This window comes from Enterobacter sp. CP102 (genome assembly GCF_025152625.1).
Lineage (GTDB): Bacteria > Pseudomonadota > Gammaproteobacteria > Enterobacterales > Enterobacteriaceae > Enterobacter > Enterobacter soli.
Window position 1 is genome coordinate 2505919 of the sequence record NZ_CP104014.1, and the last position, 18045, is coordinate 2523963.

The 18045-nt window shown below is 54.6% G+C and carries 16 protein-coding genes; 6 read left to right on the top strand and 10 right to left on the bottom strand.

The genetic code is table 11. The features are described 5' to 3' along the window. Nucleotides 1–354: 354 nt before the first annotated feature. Together N1249_RS11855 and N1249_RS11860 are read right to left on the bottom strand one after the other, a co-directional pair. Nucleotides 355–588, bottom strand: coding sequence for a YdcY family protein (locus tag N1249_RS11855; RefSeq protein WP_259829491.1), 234 nt, complete (start codon nt 586–588; stop codon nt 355–357). Nucleotides 589–689: 101 nt separating this feature from the next. After that, complete coding sequence (locus tag N1249_RS11860) at nt 690–2288, bottom strand: ABC transporter substrate-binding protein (RefSeq protein ID WP_259829492.1); 1599 nt, start codon at nt 2286–2288, stop codon at nt 690–692. A gap of 283 nt (nt 2289–2571) precedes the next feature. On the opposite strand from N1249_RS11860, the gene N1249_RS11865 reads away from it, so the two are divergent. Genes N1249_RS11865 through N1249_RS11875 form a run of 3 tightly spaced genes read left to right on the top strand, consistent with a single transcriptional unit; the run spans nt 2572 to nt 9075 of the window. Next, nucleotides 2572–3918: an SrfA family protein gene (locus tag N1249_RS11865; RefSeq protein WP_259829494.1), complete on the top strand. Its 1347-nt coding sequence runs from the start codon at nt 2572–2574 to the stop codon at nt 3916–3918. 4 nt (nt 3919–3922) lie between these two features. Beyond that, a complete protein-coding gene (locus tag N1249_RS11870) occupies nt 3923–6904 on the top strand; it encodes a virulence factor SrfB (RefSeq protein WP_259829496.1) in 2982 nt (993 codons plus the stop codon). Continuing rightward, on the top strand, nt 6901–9075 hold the full coding sequence (locus N1249_RS11875; protein ID WP_259829498.1) for a virulence factor SrfC family protein: 2175 nt from the start codon (nt 6901–6903) through the stop codon (nt 9073–9075). Before N1249_RS11870 ends, N1249_RS11875 begins: the two co-directional genes overlap by 4 nt. A 29-nt stretch (nt 9076–9104) precedes the next feature. Here N1249_RS11875 and N1249_RS11880 read toward each other — a convergent pair whose 3' ends face one another. Both N1249_RS11880 and N1249_RS11885 read right to left on the bottom strand, forming a co-directional pair. Next, nucleotides 9105–9863: an alpha/beta fold hydrolase gene (locus tag N1249_RS11880; protein WP_259829500.1), complete on the bottom strand. Its 759-nt coding sequence runs from the start codon at nt 9861–9863 to the stop codon at nt 9105–9107. Nucleotides 9864–9948: 85 nt separating this feature from the next. After that, nucleotides 9949–10122 carry a GhoT/OrtT family toxin gene (locus tag N1249_RS11885; protein ID WP_014070436.1) on the bottom strand — a complete coding sequence of 58 codons (174 nt, stop codon included), beginning with the start codon at nt 10120–10122 and terminating at the stop codon, nt 9949–9951. Nucleotides 10123–10367: 245 nt separating this feature from the next. On the opposite strand from N1249_RS11885, the gene N1249_RS11890 reads away from it, so the two are divergent. From N1249_RS11890 to N1249_RS11900, 3 genes are read left to right on the top strand one after another with little or no spacing between them, the layout of a single operon-like run. Then, nucleotides 10368–10694, top strand: a complete 327-nt coding sequence (locus N1249_RS11890; RefSeq protein WP_259829501.1) for a DUF1971 domain-containing protein — start codon at nt 10368–10370, stop codon at nt 10692–10694. Nucleotides 10695–10721: 27 nt separating this feature from the next. Next, entirely contained in the window at nt 10722–11075 is a 354-nt protein-coding gene (locus N1249_RS11895) for a DUF1971 domain-containing protein (protein WP_259829502.1), read from the top strand. A 4-nt stretch (nt 11076–11079) separates the two neighbouring features. After that, nucleotides 11080–11262, top strand: coding sequence for a DUF1869 domain-containing protein (locus N1249_RS11900; protein WP_181623642.1), 183 nt, complete (start codon nt 11080–11082; stop codon nt 11260–11262). Between the two features lie 41 nt (nt 11263–11303). On the opposite strand, the gene N1249_RS11905 is transcribed toward N1249_RS11900, so the two are convergent. The 6 genes from N1249_RS11905 to ydcS form a co-directional block, all read right to left on the bottom strand. Beyond that, nucleotides 11304–12284 carry an acyltransferase gene (locus tag N1249_RS11905; protein ID WP_259829503.1) on the bottom strand — a complete coding sequence of 327 codons (981 nt, stop codon included), beginning with the start codon at nt 12282–12284 and terminating at the stop codon, nt 11304–11306. Nucleotides 12285–12387: 103 nt separating this feature from the next. Next, nucleotides 12388–13812, bottom strand: coding sequence for an aminobutyraldehyde dehydrogenase (patD, locus tag N1249_RS11910; RefSeq protein WP_259829504.1), 1425 nt, complete (start codon nt 13810–13812; stop codon nt 12388–12390). Nucleotides 13813–13836: 24 nt separating this feature from the next. After that, a complete protein-coding gene (locus N1249_RS11915; RefSeq protein ID WP_166715416.1) occupies nt 13837–14643 on the bottom strand; it encodes an ABC transporter permease in 807 nt (268 codons plus the stop codon). Then, a complete protein-coding gene (locus N1249_RS11920; RefSeq protein ID WP_259829507.1) occupies nt 14633–15577 on the bottom strand; it encodes an ABC transporter permease in 945 nt (314 codons plus the stop codon). Before N1249_RS11920 ends, N1249_RS11915 begins: the two co-directional genes overlap by 11 nt. Before the next feature lies 1 nt (nt 15578). Then, on the bottom strand, nt 15579–16592 hold the full coding sequence (locus tag N1249_RS11925; protein WP_259829510.1) for an ABC transporter ATP-binding protein: 1014 nt from the start codon (nt 16590–16592) through the stop codon (nt 15579–15581). A gap of 17 nt (nt 16593–16609) precedes the next feature. Next, nucleotides 16610–17755: a putative ABC transporter substrate-binding protein YdcS gene (gene ydcS, locus N1249_RS11930; RefSeq protein WP_259829512.1), complete on the bottom strand. Its 1146-nt coding sequence runs from the start codon at nt 17753–17755 to the stop codon at nt 16610–16612. Between the last annotated feature and the right edge of the window lie 290 nt (nt 17756–18045).

The following is an 18045-nucleotide window of genomic DNA, read 5'->3' on the forward strand; positions in this document are numbered from 1 at the left end:
CACAAGAAGAAATCCCCATGATGTAAACATGGTCTTTACCATCCCTTCAAATAGTTACGGCAGATCGATTACCCATAATCGATCGTTACAAACGATCGCATTAAGCACAATTACCCTAACGAAATCATGCCTTTTGTGATTTTCCAACCGCTAGCCTTAGGATCGCGCTTTATTGTTTCAGTCTCCTGTTTCTTGCACCTGAGTCTTCTCTCAGAAAGATTTTTATTGCGCTGAAAATAAGGATTATTTTTTATCGATATACAGAGGGTGACCCCAAATGATGGGGCCATACGATTGAAGTTTAAGAGGGAATAATTGGCGAGATATGGCCTGGCTGGTGGCCAGACGCCAGTTTTAAAGGATAGTGCCGCCCTTCGTGAGGTGCTCGTGACGCGCCTCCATCTCTTCTTTATGCTGCTTACCGTGATGCGCAATCGCGGTACGCAGTCGCTGCTGCTGGGTAAAGCGATCTTCGCGGCTCAGCTCAGCATCATCGCTCAGTTCGATAAGCAGTTCATTCATATGAGTTATAACGCTCTCTTCAAGCGCGGCGTCTACACGGGCAGTCACTTCGTTTAAATGTGACATTGTCACTCCTTGTTATGTGCCCGGTGGCGCTACGCTTACCGGGCCTACGGGTGCCAAATGTAGGCCGGGTAAGGCGTAGCCGCCACCCGGCGATAAAATGCTTAGTTCAGCTTCGCTTTCGAGAAATCGCTTCCCATCAGGCTCACGCTGTATCCCGAAATATTACTACGGGTAGCATAGAACGTCTTCCCGTTTGCCAGGGCAATCCACGGTGCCTGCTGGTAGAAGATCTCCTGCGCCTGGCTGTAGAGCTTCGCGCGTTCGCCCGGGTTGCTGGTAAGCTTGGCTTTCTGTACCAGGTCATCATAACCCTTGTCGCACCAGCGTGCGGCATTAGAGCCGGTCTTGATGCTGTTGCAACCCAGCAGCACGTCGGCAAAGTTATCCGGGTCACCGTTATCAGACATCCAGCCAAACAGCGCAGAATCGTGCTCGCCTTTACGCATTCCGGAGAGGTACTCGCCCCACTCGTAAGAGACAATTTTCGCCGTCACGCCCACTTTCGCCCAGTCGGCCTGGATCATCTCCGCAATACGACGGGAGTTCGGGTTATACGGACGCTGCACCGGCATCGACCACAGCGTCACCTCTGCACCCTTCTCCAGCCCGGCCTGCTTCAGCAGCGCTTTCGCTTTCTCAGGATCGTAACTGTAATCTTTCAGATCCTTGTTATAGCCCATCATATTTGGCGGAATAGGTGATTTTGCCACCGTACCGGAGCCCATAAAGACGGCGTTAACGATCGCTTTTTTGTCGGTCGCATAGTTAAGCGCCTGACGCACCAGCACGTTATCAAACGGCTTTTTCTCGGTGTTGAACGCCAGATAGCCCACGTTCAGCGCATCCACGGAATGCAGGGTCAGATCTTTGTTGTTTTTGATGACCTCAAACTGCACCGGAGATGGCGCGGGGATAATCTGGCATTCGTTGGTTTGCAGCTTCGCCAGACGCGTTTCCACGTTCGGCGTGATGGAGAATATCAGGTGTTTGGTCGGCACCGCGCCGTCCCAGTAGTTCGGGTTAGCGATGTAGCGGATCAGCGAATCCACTTTGTACTGCTGGAGCACGTATGGCCCGGTACCAATCGGCCAGGTATCCACGTTCTCTGGCGTTCCCTTTTTCAGCATCACATCCGCATATTCCGCAGACAGAATAGAGGCGAAATCCATCCCCCAGTCGGCCAGGAATGCTGCATTCGGTTCACTCAGGGTGAACTGAACGTGGTAATCATCAATCTTTTTGACGTCCTGAATTAGCTTATCCAGGCCAACGTCATTAAAGTATTCGTAATTGCCCTTCGATACATCGTGATACGGATGTTTAGGGTCTTTCTGACGCATGACGGAGAAAATAACGTCATCGGCATTAAAATCACGGGTCGGTTTGAAGTATTTATTGCTGTTGAACTTGACCCCTTTACGCAGCGTAAAGGTATAGGTCTTGCCATCCGGGGAAATGGTCCATGACTCCGCCAGCGACGGAACCGGGGTATTTTTTACCGGGTCAAAATTGATCAGGCGGTTATACAGCACCTGAGAGCTGGCGACAAAAGAAGGACCGGAGCTGGCAATCTGTGGGTTGAATGACTCAGGCGAGGCTTCAGAGCAGTAAATAATGGTATCGTTGTTCGCCGCCCATGCGGCACTTGCCGGTAAAAGAGTGCTCAGCGCAAGCGCGAGCAGCGTTTTCCCTGTAGACATGGTTATAACCCTTTCGGTTTTATTATATAGGACAGTAATAACAGCACAGCCCGAATGGCCTGGCAAATAACGAAACACTATCAGGTTATTCTAAAGCAGTGCTTTTCGCTGGTTTTACAGCCAGTGACTCTGAAATTGATTTGCCTTAAGTGCCATTATTCGTCAAGCACAACCGTCACGATCAATGCCGCAAGAAATCCCCCCTTTTAGCCTCTCTTCCCCCGTTTGCTTGATGAGCAGTTTCGTTAAAGTAACGGTGTGAAGAAGTATATGGGACCAAATCGTGGCAAAAACTCTTTTACGCAGCGGTAATCTGGATGACTTTCAGGCCGTTGGCGGCGGCGGACAAGCCGTTTTTGAATCAGCGTTGCAAATCCGTGAAGCACTTCGCCTGCGCAAACAGCAGGCCATTGTCGATTGTCTGGCTATCCCTCAGGTCAATGATGGCGGCGACCGCGTCGACTGGTATTCACCGGTTGACGGGATGGTCACCAGCTGGAAAGCTGCCGACGAAGATACCCGCTTCCGCGCCCTGCGTTATCTGGAAAACACCCTCGCGAGCGTTGAGTCGCTGAGTAAAAAGTGCCTCCAGTCGCCTAAAACTGCGCAACAGCTTTTTGGCTCCCTGCTTTCTAAAGCCTTTCAGTTTCCTGGTGAAAACTTCCTGTTTTTGATTGATGGCAAGCCGGTTATCACATTCTGGGGCTTTGTGAATCTTAACGAGAACGCCCGCGATGATGTTCTTGAATGCCTGCGCGAGTCGCTTATTCCTGAACCTGCGCCCGTGGTGATTGAAGATCCAGAACCCGAACCGGAACCCGCGCCGGTCATCACGTTTGAACAGGCCGATGAGTCGCTGATGACACCGGCGACGGTGGTGCGTATTACGCCAGAAGATCTGTATGAGCCTGAACCAGCCCCCGTGGTCATTCCCCCTGTTGAGGAAGTCCAGCCAGCGCCGGAAATCGTGCGCAAAAAGCGCCGTGTCCCGCTGTGGTCCCTCCCTGTTGCGGCAGTGCTGGTTGCCGCGGTTGCCGCTCCACTGCTGTGGCCAAAACAGGCACCTTCTGCACCGGCTGAACCCGCGCCTGCGCCGACGCCTTTGGCTATTGCCCCGCAGCCGGTGAAAGCGGTTGAACCGCTGCCATTAAATCTGCCTCTGCATCAGGCTGAAGTGCTGGTGGCAAAGGTCAAAGAGCCAGAGCCTGCTCCGGTACAAGCCACCGTGGTGATTGCCGCTATCCCGAAAGATGCCATGGTGATGGACGCAAACCAGGTGAAAGCCGGTTCAACCCGTTTCCTCAACGGGAGCTGGCGCGCCATTCTGGATGTGAAAGATCCGGTCACGGGTAAACCGCCGTCATTGCGCTTCCAGATCCAGAACAACAAAGGCTTTGCCCGCGTGGTACACGGCGACAATATTGTGTGTCGGACTGACGTATTTTCCGGGTTACACAGTAATGGCGAGCTGATGATCAAAAGTCGTGGCAACGCACGCTGCACCGATGGCTCGCGCTATCCGATGCCTGAGATCGCCTGTAAGGCCGGGACCAGCGATGTGGCGGAATGTAGTGCACGTTACGATGCCAAAACCGTCGTTCCATTGACGTTCAAGAAAGCAGGTGCATGACCCTATGCTGGTAAATCTTTGCGACTATAAACAAAGCGTTACGCTTATTGCCAATAGCGGCGTGCAGTTCCTTGATTTCGGTCTGACCCCACAGGATACCGCCAGCAATGGTCGGTTTGTCCGCAAAACGGCCAATGGCCCGCTGCTGCGTCTGGACTTCGATTTGGTTAATGGTCGCTATACGCTGCCAGGCACCGGAGGCGCCCAGCCCGAAGTGGTTAAGCCGGAAAGTACGATCCCACTGCATCAGTCCCTGACGGTATTGGATGGCGTGTGGCTTCCTGTACCTTTCCTGCGCTTTAACCCACCGCGCACTTTTGTCGATGGCCCGGATAACTGGGCGCGCGTTCAGGTACGTAAACTTGATGAGCCAGACAGCGCCGGTAATACCCACCGGGTGACTTTCGCTCTCGACAGCCAGATTGCCGAACACGCCACATCGGCCCTTTCGCCCGTCGGGAACGATATCCTGAACGGCACGCGCTTTGCGCTGGCCTGGCGCGATGACGAAGTGGACAGTTTCCTCGACCAGACCTGGATTGACGGCTGGCTGCGTGAAGCGTTCAGCCAGTTCGCGACAGGCGTGGAAAACCGTTCTGAACGCGACCTGCAACAGGCGATGCGCGGCTTTGAATACCAGGCCCACTGGCTGAACCTGCTGACCATGCTCGGTGAGCAGCTCACCGTGCCGGAAGTGAAGTTTGTTACCCACACGCTCAGCACGCCGGCCATTCCGGTCGATCTGATCCTCGACGTCGGTAATACCCATACATGCGGCGTGATCATCGAAGATCACGGCGATGCCAACGACGGACTGCGCCAGACGGCTGAGCTCCAGGTGCGCTCCCTGAGCGAACCGCAGTTCCTTAATGAGCCGCTTTTCACCAGCCGCCTTGAGTTTTCTGAAGCCCGTTTTGGCAAGCAGCATTTCTCGGTTGAAAGCGGCCGTGAAGATGCGTTTGTCTGGCCTTCTATCGTGCGCGTGGGCGATGAAGCCCGCAAGCTGGCGATGCAGCGCCTGGGAACCGAGGGCAACAGCGGGATCTCCAGCCCGCGTCGCTACCTGTGGGACGAAACCCCGGTGGTACAGGACTGGCGTTTCAGCCAGATGAACAGCAAAACCCAGCGCGAGCCGTTAGCCACCGCCTTCCCGCTGATGAACCTGATGAACGACGACGGCGAGCCGCTCTTTACCCTGCCACAGGATGAGCGTCTGCCGGTGTTTTCGCCGCAGTACAGCCGCAGCACCCTGATGACGCACATGCTGTGCGAACTGCTGGCTCAGGCTCTGGGGCAGATCAACAGCGTGGCAACGCGTCTGCGCCTGGGCTTCCCGGCATCACCTCGCCAGCTGCGCACCCTGATCCTGACGCTGCCTTCCGCCATGCCAAAACAGGAGCGCGAGATCTTCCGCCGCCGCATGTTTGAAGCCATCGCGATTGTCTGGAAGGCAATGGGATGGCACCCGCAGGACGAAGATTTTGCCAGCCGTAAACAGCAGGAAAAGAGCGTTGTTCCGGTACCCGAGATCCAGATGGAGTGGGACGAAGCCAGCTGTGGCCAACTGGTGTGGCTCTACAACGAAGCTATCTCCCATTTCGGCGGGCAGACTGAAGCGTTCTTCGCCTCTCTGGCCCGCCCGGACAGAGCGCCAGAGCCAGGGGTGAACCCCGCTCGTTCCCTGCGCGTTGCGTCCATTGATATTGGCGGCGGCACCACGGATATGGCGATCACGCATTATGCGCTGGACGATGGCTCAGGTAACAACGTCAAAATCACACCACAACTGCTGTTCCGCGAAGGCTTTAAGGTGGCGGGTGATGACACCCTGCTGGACGTGATCCAGCGTTATGTCTTACCTGCCCTGCAAACTCAGCTTCAGAAATCCGGCATTGCCGATGCCTCGATGCTGATGGCATCGCTGTTTGGTGATTCCGGGCGTATCGACACCCAGGCGGTGTTACGCCAGCAAACCGCGCTCCAGCTGTTTATGCCTATCGGCCACGCTATTCTTGCCGCCTGGGAAAGCAGCGATATCGACGATCCGCTTGCCGGGCTGCACGCAACCTTTGGTGATTTGCTGAACCAGAAACCCACCCGTAACGTGATGGGTTATCTGCAACAGGCCATTGATCACGCCCTGCCTGCGGGCTCGGGGGAATTTGATCTGTTCGCAGTGCCGCTGCACGTGAATTTCCGCGAAATGCAGGATGCGATGCTGGCAGGCCAGTTTACGCTGGCAGCCCCGCTCCATGCCGTTTGCGAAGCCATTTCACATTACAGCTGCGATATTTTGCTGATCACGGGCCGCCCGGGCTGCCTGCCGGGTGTTCAGGCGTTGATTCGCCACCTGCAACCTGTGCCGGTCAACCGCATTGTCTGGCTGGATAAGTATCAGGTACATGAATGGTATCCGTTCAGCCAGCAGGGGCGTATTGGCAACCCGAAATCCACCGCTGCAGTGGGCGCGATGCTGTGTAGCCTGGCGCTTGACCTGCGCTTGCCACGCTTTAATTTCAAAGCCGCGGACATTGGTGCGTACTCCACCGTGCGGTATCTGGGTGTGCTGGATAATACAGTGAACACTCTGCGCGAGGAAAACGTCTGGTATCAGGATATCGACCTCGACAAACCGGGGGCGAAACTGGACGCTCGCCTGCATTTCCCGTTGCGCGGAAATGTGACCCTGGGCTTCCGTCAGCTGGCGAACGCACGCTGGCCGGCAACACCGCTGTACACCCTGAGCATCAACTCTGCCGAGCTGGCAAAAGCCATTGCCGGAGATGGCGTGCTGAATGTGCGTCTGAAACTTCGCGGCGGGAGTAAGCACGAAGGGCCTGAGTCCTTTGAGCTTAGCGACGCCTGGCTCCAGGATGGCACCCCGGTTCCGGCTGATGCCTTAACGTTTAAACTGAATACCCTGGCCGATCGCCGTCATAGCGGAAGCCACTACTGGATCGACAGCGGGAGCGTATACCTGAAATGACTGCGATGACTGCCACCACTCAGGCCATAATCGAGTGGATTAACGACACGCGCCAGCACGCTCCTGTTCTGGATAACGATGCTGACGCACTTCTGGCACGGGTCAATGCCGCCCAGGCGCGCGAGCAGGCTATCGATCGTGCGCTGGCAAGCCGCAGCAGTATCGGGCTTTACGGGCATTCTCAGGCGGCAAAAGCGCATCTGCTGGCCTCTCTGTGCGGTAGCGGCAACGCCCGCCTGAATGTCGTTCCGGGGCAACGCACCTTCGATTATTTTTCCCATATCAACCCTGGTCATGCGCTGACCAATATGGCCGTGCGTTTCACCCGAGAAAGCCGCGATATCGCCGATGAGGCGTTTCCGCTGCGTCTGAGTCTGGTGACTGAGGCAGAGCTGGTACAGCTGTTTATTGCCCGCACCACGCTGCATCCGCAGATCCGCCCGGTTGATAAATCCGTGATTGAAACGCGCCTGGAAAAATGGCGCGCACTTCGCCAGCCTCAGGGCGTGCCGGGTATTACCACTCAGGAAGTGGGTGCCATTGCACGCTTCTGGCAAAGCACGGTGCCAGGCGCTAAACAACAAATGGATGATGCGCTCTGGCATCAGTTTGCCCTTCTGGTGCCATCTCTTGATTTAAGCACCCGCGCAAGCGTCTGGTCATTGCTGTGGGGCGAGCAACAAGAGCTGACCCAGCAGTGGCTGAAGCTGGCTCATGTCCTGCATCAGACCAGCCATGCCAGCGAGCTTGCCGCACCACTTAGCCTGCTGGTGGATAACTTCGGTCTGCCGAGCGAAGGTTTTCTGACTCACGGCGCGTTGACGTCACCGGAGTCACAGGAAACACTGCTTCACCCGCTTAACAACGGTGAGATGCTCAACGCCATCAGTATTCCCGTAGACGTGCTCGCCTTCCTGACCCGCGAACTGGTGCTCCCGGTTGAAAACGCAGTTCTGGATAACGTGGATATCATTGATATTCCGGCGTTCTCAGACTGCAGTAGCCCGCTGTTAACCCAGGCAAAATGTTTGTGGCTGCTGGAACATTATCGCCAGCAGCTCCAGCCGGACGTGCTGGTGATATGTAACGCCACAGCGCAACATGAGCAGACGGCAAAAACCGCAAAAGTGCTTCTTAACTGGGTTAAGGATACGCAGCCGTCCGTTGATTCCGCCCTGCCGGGGCTGGTCTGGGCGATCACCCCGCATGATGCCCGTTTTACCACCAAACAAAACCTCGACGAAGCAGTCCAGCAATTGCTTGGCAAACCAGGCCAGCGCTGGGGCACATTACAGGCGCTGGACAGCCACAGTATGCAGCGCGTGGTTGAGTGGTTGTCTCAGGCAACGCTCCCAGCACAGCGTCAGACCCGTCTTCGCACCCTGAAAACGCTGTTGCAGCAGGAGGTATCCGCCCTGATGCAAAGCTATCTGGCACCTGTAACGCTGGAGCCAGGCGCAAGACGTGCTCAGGCTGAAAACATGGTACGAATGCTCCAGGCCAGTGCAGCCCGCCACGGCGAGTTGCTGGAAGGCCTTCTTCCACCGCTGAAAGCCTTCGAAACGCTGTTAGCGGTTCAGCAACCGCGTGAGGAGCAGGTCAACGGGTTGTTTACCGATGTAATTGACCTGTTCGCAGAAAATGCCCAGGAGAATAGCAGCCCGTTTCAGACAAAAGACAAAGCGAGACTTGCACACAAGGTGTGGATCAATCACCTGCGCCAGTGGAGCCGGAATGAAGCGGCTGCCACCCGTTTAGGCCTGGAGCCAGCGGTGTTACAACAAATTGCGGATGTCCTGGTTACCAGCAGCTACCGTCTGGATCTGGCGCAACAACTTCAGCGTATTGTCGAAGCAGATAAAAGCAGTGCGGCGCAGTTACATGCCGTGATGGGGAACTTCATCGGCTGGCTTGGTTACGAGCAGACACCTGTTACAGACCGCCCTGCCAGCCGCGTGCGCAAAGGCCAGCCTATCTTTGTCACCCCGGTGGTTAACAGCGCGACTCCGCGCCTGACGCATCTGGGTGAACAACCTGTTCACGCTGCAACCGTCTACGTTTACGACTGGCTGGTTGCGCTGTACAGCCGGGCGACCGAGAACATCGATTATCAGGGTCCGTACGATGTCCAGCCCAGCGCCCGCCAGGCCTTACAGGCTATATTGCGCTAGCCTTTGTCAGCCCGCAGTCATGCGGGCTGCTATTTACCCATCATGCAATCAGATAACGCCAGAGCCAGCGCCGAAGGGTTTTCCCACGACATCGAGTGCCCCGCCGCAGGGATGATTTTCACCGCAACACCTTTCCCTTTGAGCGAATCCACATCTTTATCAGGCAGTGAGTGTTCCCCAAAAATAAGCGTAATTGGGCAGGTTAATGACAGGAACTGCGCTTCCCAGTCAGGGCTGGTGCCCTCAACCAGACTTGTGGCACCACGCCACACCGCAAAAGGCGCGTTACTTCGCAGGCTACCTGCCCATGCAGAGGTTTCTGCGGCAAGTAACTGATCATATCCGTGTGCAACAAATTGCGGTTCAGACTGCGCGGCAATACCGCGGCTGAACATGCCGCCACCGGCATGAAAATTAGGCTCAGAGACGATTAAACCGTTGAGACGTGTCTGCATCAACACCGCGGTTTCGATGGCAATGCTGCCGCCCATACTGTGCCCGTAAAGCCAGAAGGTCTTGATACCAACATTATCCAGCAATTCAGCCACCACCCTGGCCTGATCGCCCGTCTGATAGCTGTAGTGCTCAGGTTTATCGCTGTATCCACTGCCGGGGAGATCGATAAGAATGGCTCTGCGCGCACCAAAATTCGGGTCACAGACAACACGCGGATATTCATAGGACGAAGCGCACCCCAGGCCGTGGATAAACACGACGGGATCACCAGAACCTGGGAGGTCTTGCCAGCGCACACTGCAACCCGCGCGCCGAGAGTAGAAACTGTTCATGAGCACTCCTTTTCGATGTACTGTTTATTTATACAGGCATCGGTGGCGGAATGCTATGTTCATCTTTTAAAACTGGAAGCGTGCTTCAGAAAAGCGATATCAGCAGCGCGACAGGAAAGCTCATCGGCCAGGTAGAACCCACGAGGAAAGCGCTCAGCAGGCGGATGCGTTTACGGTCTTTAGACAGGAACCAGGTAATGAACGCGCTGATGGTTGCCATGATTGCGTAAAAAACCAACATTTTTTGATACAACGTCATCCCGCTTACCCAAACTGTCAAAAATAACCGCACGCAATATGCGTCATATGTTGATACAGATCAAGTTTTTTCGTTACACAATAACCACTTAAAGATAACGGGTAATAACAATTAGGTATTTTGCGTTACATCTCATGAGGATGGGAGATCACCTTTTTTGATAACATGCATTATAAATGCACTTTTTGATAAATTCTCACTCGCAGAAAGCGCTCTAATAAAGCCAGGCTTTAAAGGGAGGAAACATGCTACGCATTCCGCAAAGTTGTATTCATACCCGTTCCACCCCTTTCTGGAACAAAGAGACTGCCCCCGCAGGGATTTTTCAGCGTCATCTTGATAAGGGCACACGCCCGGGCGTCTACCCTCGCCTGTCCGTTTTGCAGGGTGCAGTCCGTTATTTGGGCTATGCTGACGAATTCACACCAGAACCGGATAGCGAACTCATTATTCACGCAGGCCACTTCGGTGTCTTCCCCCCGGAACGCTGGCACCATATCGAGGTGATGAGCGACGACACCCTGTTCAATATCGACTTTTTTGTCGAGCCTGAAGTGCTGAAGTCTCTTTAAGTGTCTGACACTGATAAGGAAACCATTATGCTACGTATTCCTGAGAATTTTGTTCATACCCGCGCAACACCGTTCTGGAACCAGGAGACGGCACCAAAAGCGCTCTTCACTCATCACAATACGAAAGCAGGTGTGTACGGCCGTTTGTCTGTGATGCAGGGCGCCGTGCGCTATTTCGGCTTCGCGGATGGCAACGCCACTGAACCCGATCTGGAGCTGGTGATTGAAGCCGGTTCATTTGGTATTTCCCCGCCCGAAAAATGGCATCGCATCGAACTGTTGACCGACGATACCTGGTTTAATATCGACTTTTTCGCCGACCCGGATGTCACCCTCCAGGGTGCGGGCATCGGAAAAGTGGTTAACACGCATAAGGAGTAACATCATGGGCAAAGCAACCTATACCGTCACGGTCACCAATAATAGCAACGGTGTCTCGGTGGACTATGAAACGCAAGCCCCGATGGAGCTGTTGATTCCGGATGTCGCCGCAGAAGTGGTTAAAGAGCTGGTGAATACCGTACGTGCTTACGATACGGAAAATGAGCACGAAGTGTGCGGCTGGTAGTGTGTTGGCCGGGTGAATAGCCCGGCCAGATTTTCGTCGCGTTATTTAATACCCGCACCGTTAAATTTACCGTACAGCGCCGGTAACCATTTTTTCATGATGGCAAAAATGAACCATGACAAAATAAAGGCTGAAACCAGATTCACCGTTGATACTTTCACCCCCTTCGATTCAAGCCAGGGAACAATGAAATAAAGCAGGAATGGATGGATGAGATAAATACCCAATGAAAAATCTCGCCCTGCTCTGGAAATCTGGTTTTCTTTGGTTGCGGTATTCGCGCAAATCGCCAGCAGAGCCACTGCTACAGGTACGCTGAACAGAGGGAATTGCCTTTCACGTGCATACCCGTCAATGACCCACTGGCACAGTGGAACCTCAAGCATCATCAGCATTATCCCCACAATGAACAGAGTCCATGCCATTGTGTTGCTTATCTTACTCAGTAAACCCTCTTTAGCGAGAAGGTATCCCATGTACACCAGCGGAATACCCAACAGGCTTCTGAACACATAGAACATGTAGTTTCGTTCCGCCGGGATGTTAAACGCCTGCCCAATATCACTGAGCCAGTACCCGGCTAAAAGCAACAGTGCAATCACCAGCCCGGTTGCTGTTTTTACATTTTTAGTCAAGTAATTGGTGAGCATTACCCCTGACATAAGTGCGGTGATGAACCACAAATGGAAAAAGGTTCCTGACCGTAAGGTGTCAAACGAAAAAACACGGATAAATAGCGTCGTAATATCGCTATTAACACTGAGGTAGATAATCGGAACGTACAGCAGTGATGAATAAAATAAAATACCGAATAATTTATTCAGTTTTTTGCCAACATCGATGTTTCCCACGCTCCCCATTAAATACCCGGAGGCCAAAAAGAAAAACGGGACGGCCCAGCGTGACGCCGCACGGAATAAGTCAGCATGTGCCGGCGACATTTCAGGGTAAGATCCTGAATGCACGACGATAACAAAGAAGCTCGCAAAAAACTTAGCGAAGTCTAAGGTGTTGTTTCTCATTAAAAAGTGCCAGCCTGAAAGTTTCCAGGATCATACCATTCAAGCTGGCACCCATCTACAGCCCGGCCGTAATACAACACGTAAAATCCCGAATATCAGACTTTTAGTGTTTAATCATGACGTGGCGCACGACCGTGTAATCCTCCAGTCCATACACCGACATATCTTTCCCGTAGCCTGACAGCTTCATCCCCCCGTGCGGCATTTCGCTGACCAGCATAAAGTGGGTGTTGACCCAGGTGCAGCCATACTGCAAACGGGCGCTGAGACGGTGAGCGCGACCCACGTCCTTAGTCCACACGGATGAAGCCAGACCATACCGGGAGTCGTTCGCCCAGGCCAGCACCTGCGCTTCGTCGTCAAATTCGGTCACGCTGACGACCGGGCCAAACACCTCCTGTTGCACAATCGCGTCTTCCTGTTTTGCCCCCGCCAGCAGGGTTGGCTGGAAATAATATCCTGCCCCCTCTTTTTTACTACCGCCGGTCACAACGCGGATGTGGCTCTGGGATTTTGCCTCGTCCACCGCCTTACAGACACGTGACAGATGCGCAGCCGAGCTCAGCGGGCCAAGCTCTGTAGATTCATCCTCCGGGGCGCCCATATTCAGGGTGGCAACTGCGGCACCGAGTTTTTCCACCAGCGCGGCGTAAATGCCCTTCTGAGCATAGATGCGGCAGGCGGCAGTGCAGTCCTGCCCGGCGTTGTAAAAACCAAAGGTACGCACGCCCTCCACGACAGCATCCAGGTCGGCATCATCAAAAACGATCACCGGTGCTTTGCCGCCCAGTTCCATATGAGTGCGCTTAATCGACGATGCCGTGTGGCCGATGATATGTTCCCCAGTGGCAATTGAGCCGGTCAGCGACACCATGCGCACCTTTTCATGCCCGGTCAGCGGATCACCCACGGTTTTGCCACGCCCGAACAGCACGTTAAGGACGCCTGCCGGGAAGATGTCTTTTGCCAGTTCAGCCAGCTTAAGCGCCGTCAGCGGGGTGATTTCCGAGGGTTTGATCACCACACAGTTTCCTGCCGCCAGTGCAGGTGCCAGTTTCCATGCGGCCATCATCAGCGGGTAGTTCCACGGTGCAATAGAGGCAACGACACCAACCGGGTCACGACGGATCATTGAGGTGTGGCCATCAAGATACTCTCCGGCGGCCAGCCCGTTCAGGCAGCGCGCCGCACCGGCAAAGAAGCGGAACACGTCAACCACCACCGGGATCTCATCCCCCGCCACACAGTGCAGCGGCTTCCCGCAGTTAAGGGATTCCAGCTGAGCGAAGGTTTCGGCATGTTCTTCAATAACGTCAGCAAGTTTCAGCAAACACTCTGAACGGGTTTTCGGGGTGGTCTGTCCCCATTCAGCAAAAGCACGATCGGCCGCCTGCACGGCAGCATCAACCTGTGCGGCAGAGGCTTCAGCGATTTCCAGCAGTACCTCTCCGGTGGCAGGATTAAACACGGGCTGTTTCTCGCCTTCGCCCGTAATCAGTTCACCATTAATGAGCAGTTGATTTTGCATAGCGTTATCCTGTTGAAATCGAAGTTATTTCCCGCTGCCGGCTATATTTTCGCCGTCGCGGGTTAGCCACCAGGCTCCCAGAATAGGAATGGTTGTCACCAGCATCACCAACAGTGCGACAACGTTGGTAACCGGTACGTCACGCGGACGCCCAAGCTGGTTCAACAACCACAGCGGTAACGTGCGCTCGTGTCCCGCCGTAAATGTCGTGACGATGATTTCGTCAAACGACAGCGCAAACGCCAGCATCCCCCCCGCCAGCAGCGCCGACCCAAGATTGGGCAGCACCACATAACGGAAGGTTTGCCAGCCATCTGCGCCTAAATCCATCGACGCTTCCACCAGACTCCAGGAGGTGCGCCGGAAACGGGCAATCACGTTGTTAAAGACCACCACCACACAGAAAGTGGCGTGCCCGACAACAATAGTGAAAAAGCCCGGTTCAAGATTGATGGTTTTAAATGCGGTCAACAGCGCCAGGCCGGTAATGATCCCCGGTAACGCTATTGGCAGCAGCAGTAACAGCGAGATGGCATTTTTGCCAAAAAACTCACTGCGCCATAACGCCGCAGCAGCAAGCGTGCCAAGTATCAGGGCGATACCCGTCGATAACGCCGCAATCTGAAGTGACAACGTCACAGAATCGATGATATCCCCACGCGCAGCCGCGATGCTAAACCACTTCAGCGTTAGCCCCTTCGGGGGAAAGCTAAACGCAGCATCTTCGGTATTAAACGCATAGGTTGCGATGATAAGCAGCGGGAAGTGCAGGAATATAACCCCGCCCCAGGCTGCCACTTTCAGGAACAATGGTGCGCGTTCAGAGTGCATCGAACGCTCCCAGACGTTTCACGAACGCCAGATAGAGTGAAATAAGAACAATAGGAACCAGCGTGAACGCGGCCGCCATTGGCATATTGCCAATCGCCCCTTGCTGGGAATAGACCATATTGCCAATAAAGTAGCCCGGAGGCCCCACCAGTTGCGGCACGATAAAATCACCTAGCGTCAGTGAGAAGGTGAAAATCGACCCGGCGGCGATGCCCGGGATCGCCAGCGGCAACACCACATAACGGAAGGTCTGCCGCGGGCGGGCACCCAGATCGGCAGACGCCTGCAATAAAGAAGCAGGTAACCGTTCCAGCGCCGCCTGCACCGGCAGGATCATAAACGGCAGCCAGATGTAAACGAACACCAGAAAACGCCCAAGCCCGGAGGTCGAAAGCGTATTGCCGCCAATTGCAGGCAGCGTGAGGATCGAAGTTAAAATCGGCTCCAGCCCCATATGGCTTAGAAACCACTGCGCCACCCCGTCTTTCGCCAGCAGCAACGTCCACGCGTAGGCCTTCACGATGTAGCTCGCCCACATCGGCAGCATCACGGCGATATAGAAAAACGCCTTCCACTTACCGCTGGTATAACGGGCCATATACCAGGCCATCGGGAACGCCAGCACTGCGCTGGCAAGGGTGACCGCGATCGCCATGACCAGCGTCCGCACAATGATGTCATAGTTGGCCGGGTTGAAAAGTGCCAGGATGTTCGCAAAAGTGAGATCCGGCGTAACCGACATGGTGAAGTCGTCAAAGGTATAAAACCCCTGCCAGAGCAACGTCAGGAGCGATCCCAGATAGACGATACCAAACCACATCAACGGCGCAATCAGGAGCAGGAATAGCCCGAGCGACGGTTTGCGCCAGAACAGCGCGGTGATGCGGCTTAACCTGCCGTGGTGTGACGGAGTATGTGAAACGCTCATATCCATTTCACCTCTCCTCATGCAGCAGGACCATAGCCTCGCGCGACCACGATGCCAGTACCTGCTGCCCCGGCTCCACGCCCGCAGGCACCGTTGCACCACTAAGATTTGCCTGGCTCACCAGCAGTTTTTCACCGTCGGCCAGTTTGAGTTCAAAACGCGTTGCCGCCCCCTGATACTGCACTGCCTGTACCACGCCCTGCACCTGCACTTCACCGCTTTCATTCAGGCGAATATGTTCCGGGCGTAGCGAATACATGCCTTCCATGCCGCAAACGCGGTGCGCGATCCCGGCATCAAATACGTTTGAGGTGCCGACAAAACTCGCCACAAATGGCGTGCGTGGGCGCATGTACAGCTCACGCGGAGTATCGACCTGCTCGATACGGCCGTTATTGAAGACCGCCACCCGGTCAGACATCGACAGGGCTTCGCCTTGATCGTGGGTGACGAAAATAAAGGTGATGCCCAGCTCTTGCTGGAGCTTTTTGAGCTCAAACTGCATCTGTTCGCGCAATTTAAGATCGAGCGCGCCTAAAGGTTCATCCAGTAGCAGCACGCGCGGTTCATTGACCAGCGCGCGCGCAATCGCCACGCGCTGACGCTGCCCGCCGGACAGTTGCGAAGGTTTACGGGTGACGGCAAAACTCAACCCGACCTTGTCCAGCGCTTCCCGCGCCTGAGCATGGCGTTTTTTCTTATCGACACCTTTGACCATCAGCCCGTAGGCGACGTTATCGAGAATAGACATATGCGGGAACAGCGCGTAATCCTGGAACACCGTGTTCACATCGCGCTCCCACGGGGGCAGTTCGCTGGCCTCTTTACCGAAGATTTTTATCACACCACCGCTTAACTGCTCGAACCCTGCGATCAGGCGCAGGCAGGTGGTTTTGCCGGAGCCCGAAGGCCCCAGCATGGAGAAAAATTCCCCGTCACGGATACCAATGGTGACTCCATCCACCGCCCGTACGTCACCGTACAGACGGGAAACATCATTGAACTCTACTGCGTACGTCATGTTCTGCTCCCGGGCGATTAACGGCCACCCATGATGGCGATGTAATCCTGCGTCCAGCGGCTGTACGAAACATATTTGCCCCCTTCTGCAATCGGCGTTTTCCAGAACATAATTTTGTCGAAGTAGTTATAGCCGTTGGTTTCGCAGCCTTTGTCGCCCAGCAGCGTACTGGCCTTACAGCCTTCAGCAACAACCGGTAATGAGCCAAACCATGCCGCCAGATCTCCCTGCAATTTTGGCGTCAGCGACCAGTTCATCCATTTGTAGGCGCACATCGGGTGTTTAGCTTCAGCATGAAGCATGGTGGTGTCTGCCCATCCGGTCACACCCTCTTTCGGGAAGACGGTGGCGACAGGCTGGTTATCTGCTTTGAGGGCGTTCGCCTGGTATGGCCAGGCGCTGGAGGCCACCACGCCTTCGTTTTTGAAGTCGCTCATCTGAACGGTGGTGTCATGCCAGTAGCGGTGGATAAGCGCATGTTGATCGCGCAGCACTTTGAGGACCGCGGCATACTGTTTTTCCGTTAACTGGTATGGGTCGGTTATCCCCAGTGCCGGCTGGGTGGCTTTCACAAACAGCGCCGCATCAGCGATGTAAATCGGACCGTCATAGGCTTGTACGCGGCCCTGGTTGGTTTTGCCGTCCGGCAGGTCTTGTTTTACGAAAACCACGCTCCAGCTATCCGGCGGCGTCGGGAAGGTTTTGGTGTTGTACATCAGCAGGTTCGGCCCCCACTGATACGGCGTGCCGTAAACCTTACCGCCCACGTTAAACCACGCCCCTTTAACGATGCGCGGGTCGATAGTTTTCCAGTTGGGGATCAAATCCGGATTAATCGGCTGAACGCGTTTACCCGCAATCAGACGCAATGACGCATCACCTGAAGCAGTCACAAGGTCATAACCGCCTTTTGCCATCAGGCTGACCATTTCATCGGAAGTGGCGGCGGTTTTGACATTCACCGCGCAGCCGGTGTCCTTTTCGAATTGCGTTACCCAGTCATAGTTTTTATCGGTCTGACCGCGCTCGATATACCCCGGCCAGGCAATAATATCCAGTCGACCTTCCCCTTCGCCAATCGCCTTTGGTGGCTCAGCGGCTTGCGCTGTCATGATAGTCATACCGAGCGCGCACAGGCTGCTGCGGGCAAATTTTTTGCTCATTAGATTTACTCCTGTCGCAATGAAATTTGGCGGCAGCCGTGCCGTAAAAATATCTCCCTAATTAAACGTAGACCGCGCAAATGGGCCGCACCCTGCGGCTTAAGGAAATTTCATCAGGTTGTGACCGAGGGCGCATTCCCCGTTAACTGGATTATAGACAAGGGGTTAGCGCTGAGAGGCGGGATGCAGATTTCCTATGATGCAAAAGAAAAAGCACCGCGGGATATTCGCAGTGCTTTATCTGAGATAAGGATTGTTTATTTTTGCGCGGACATTACTCCACGGAAATC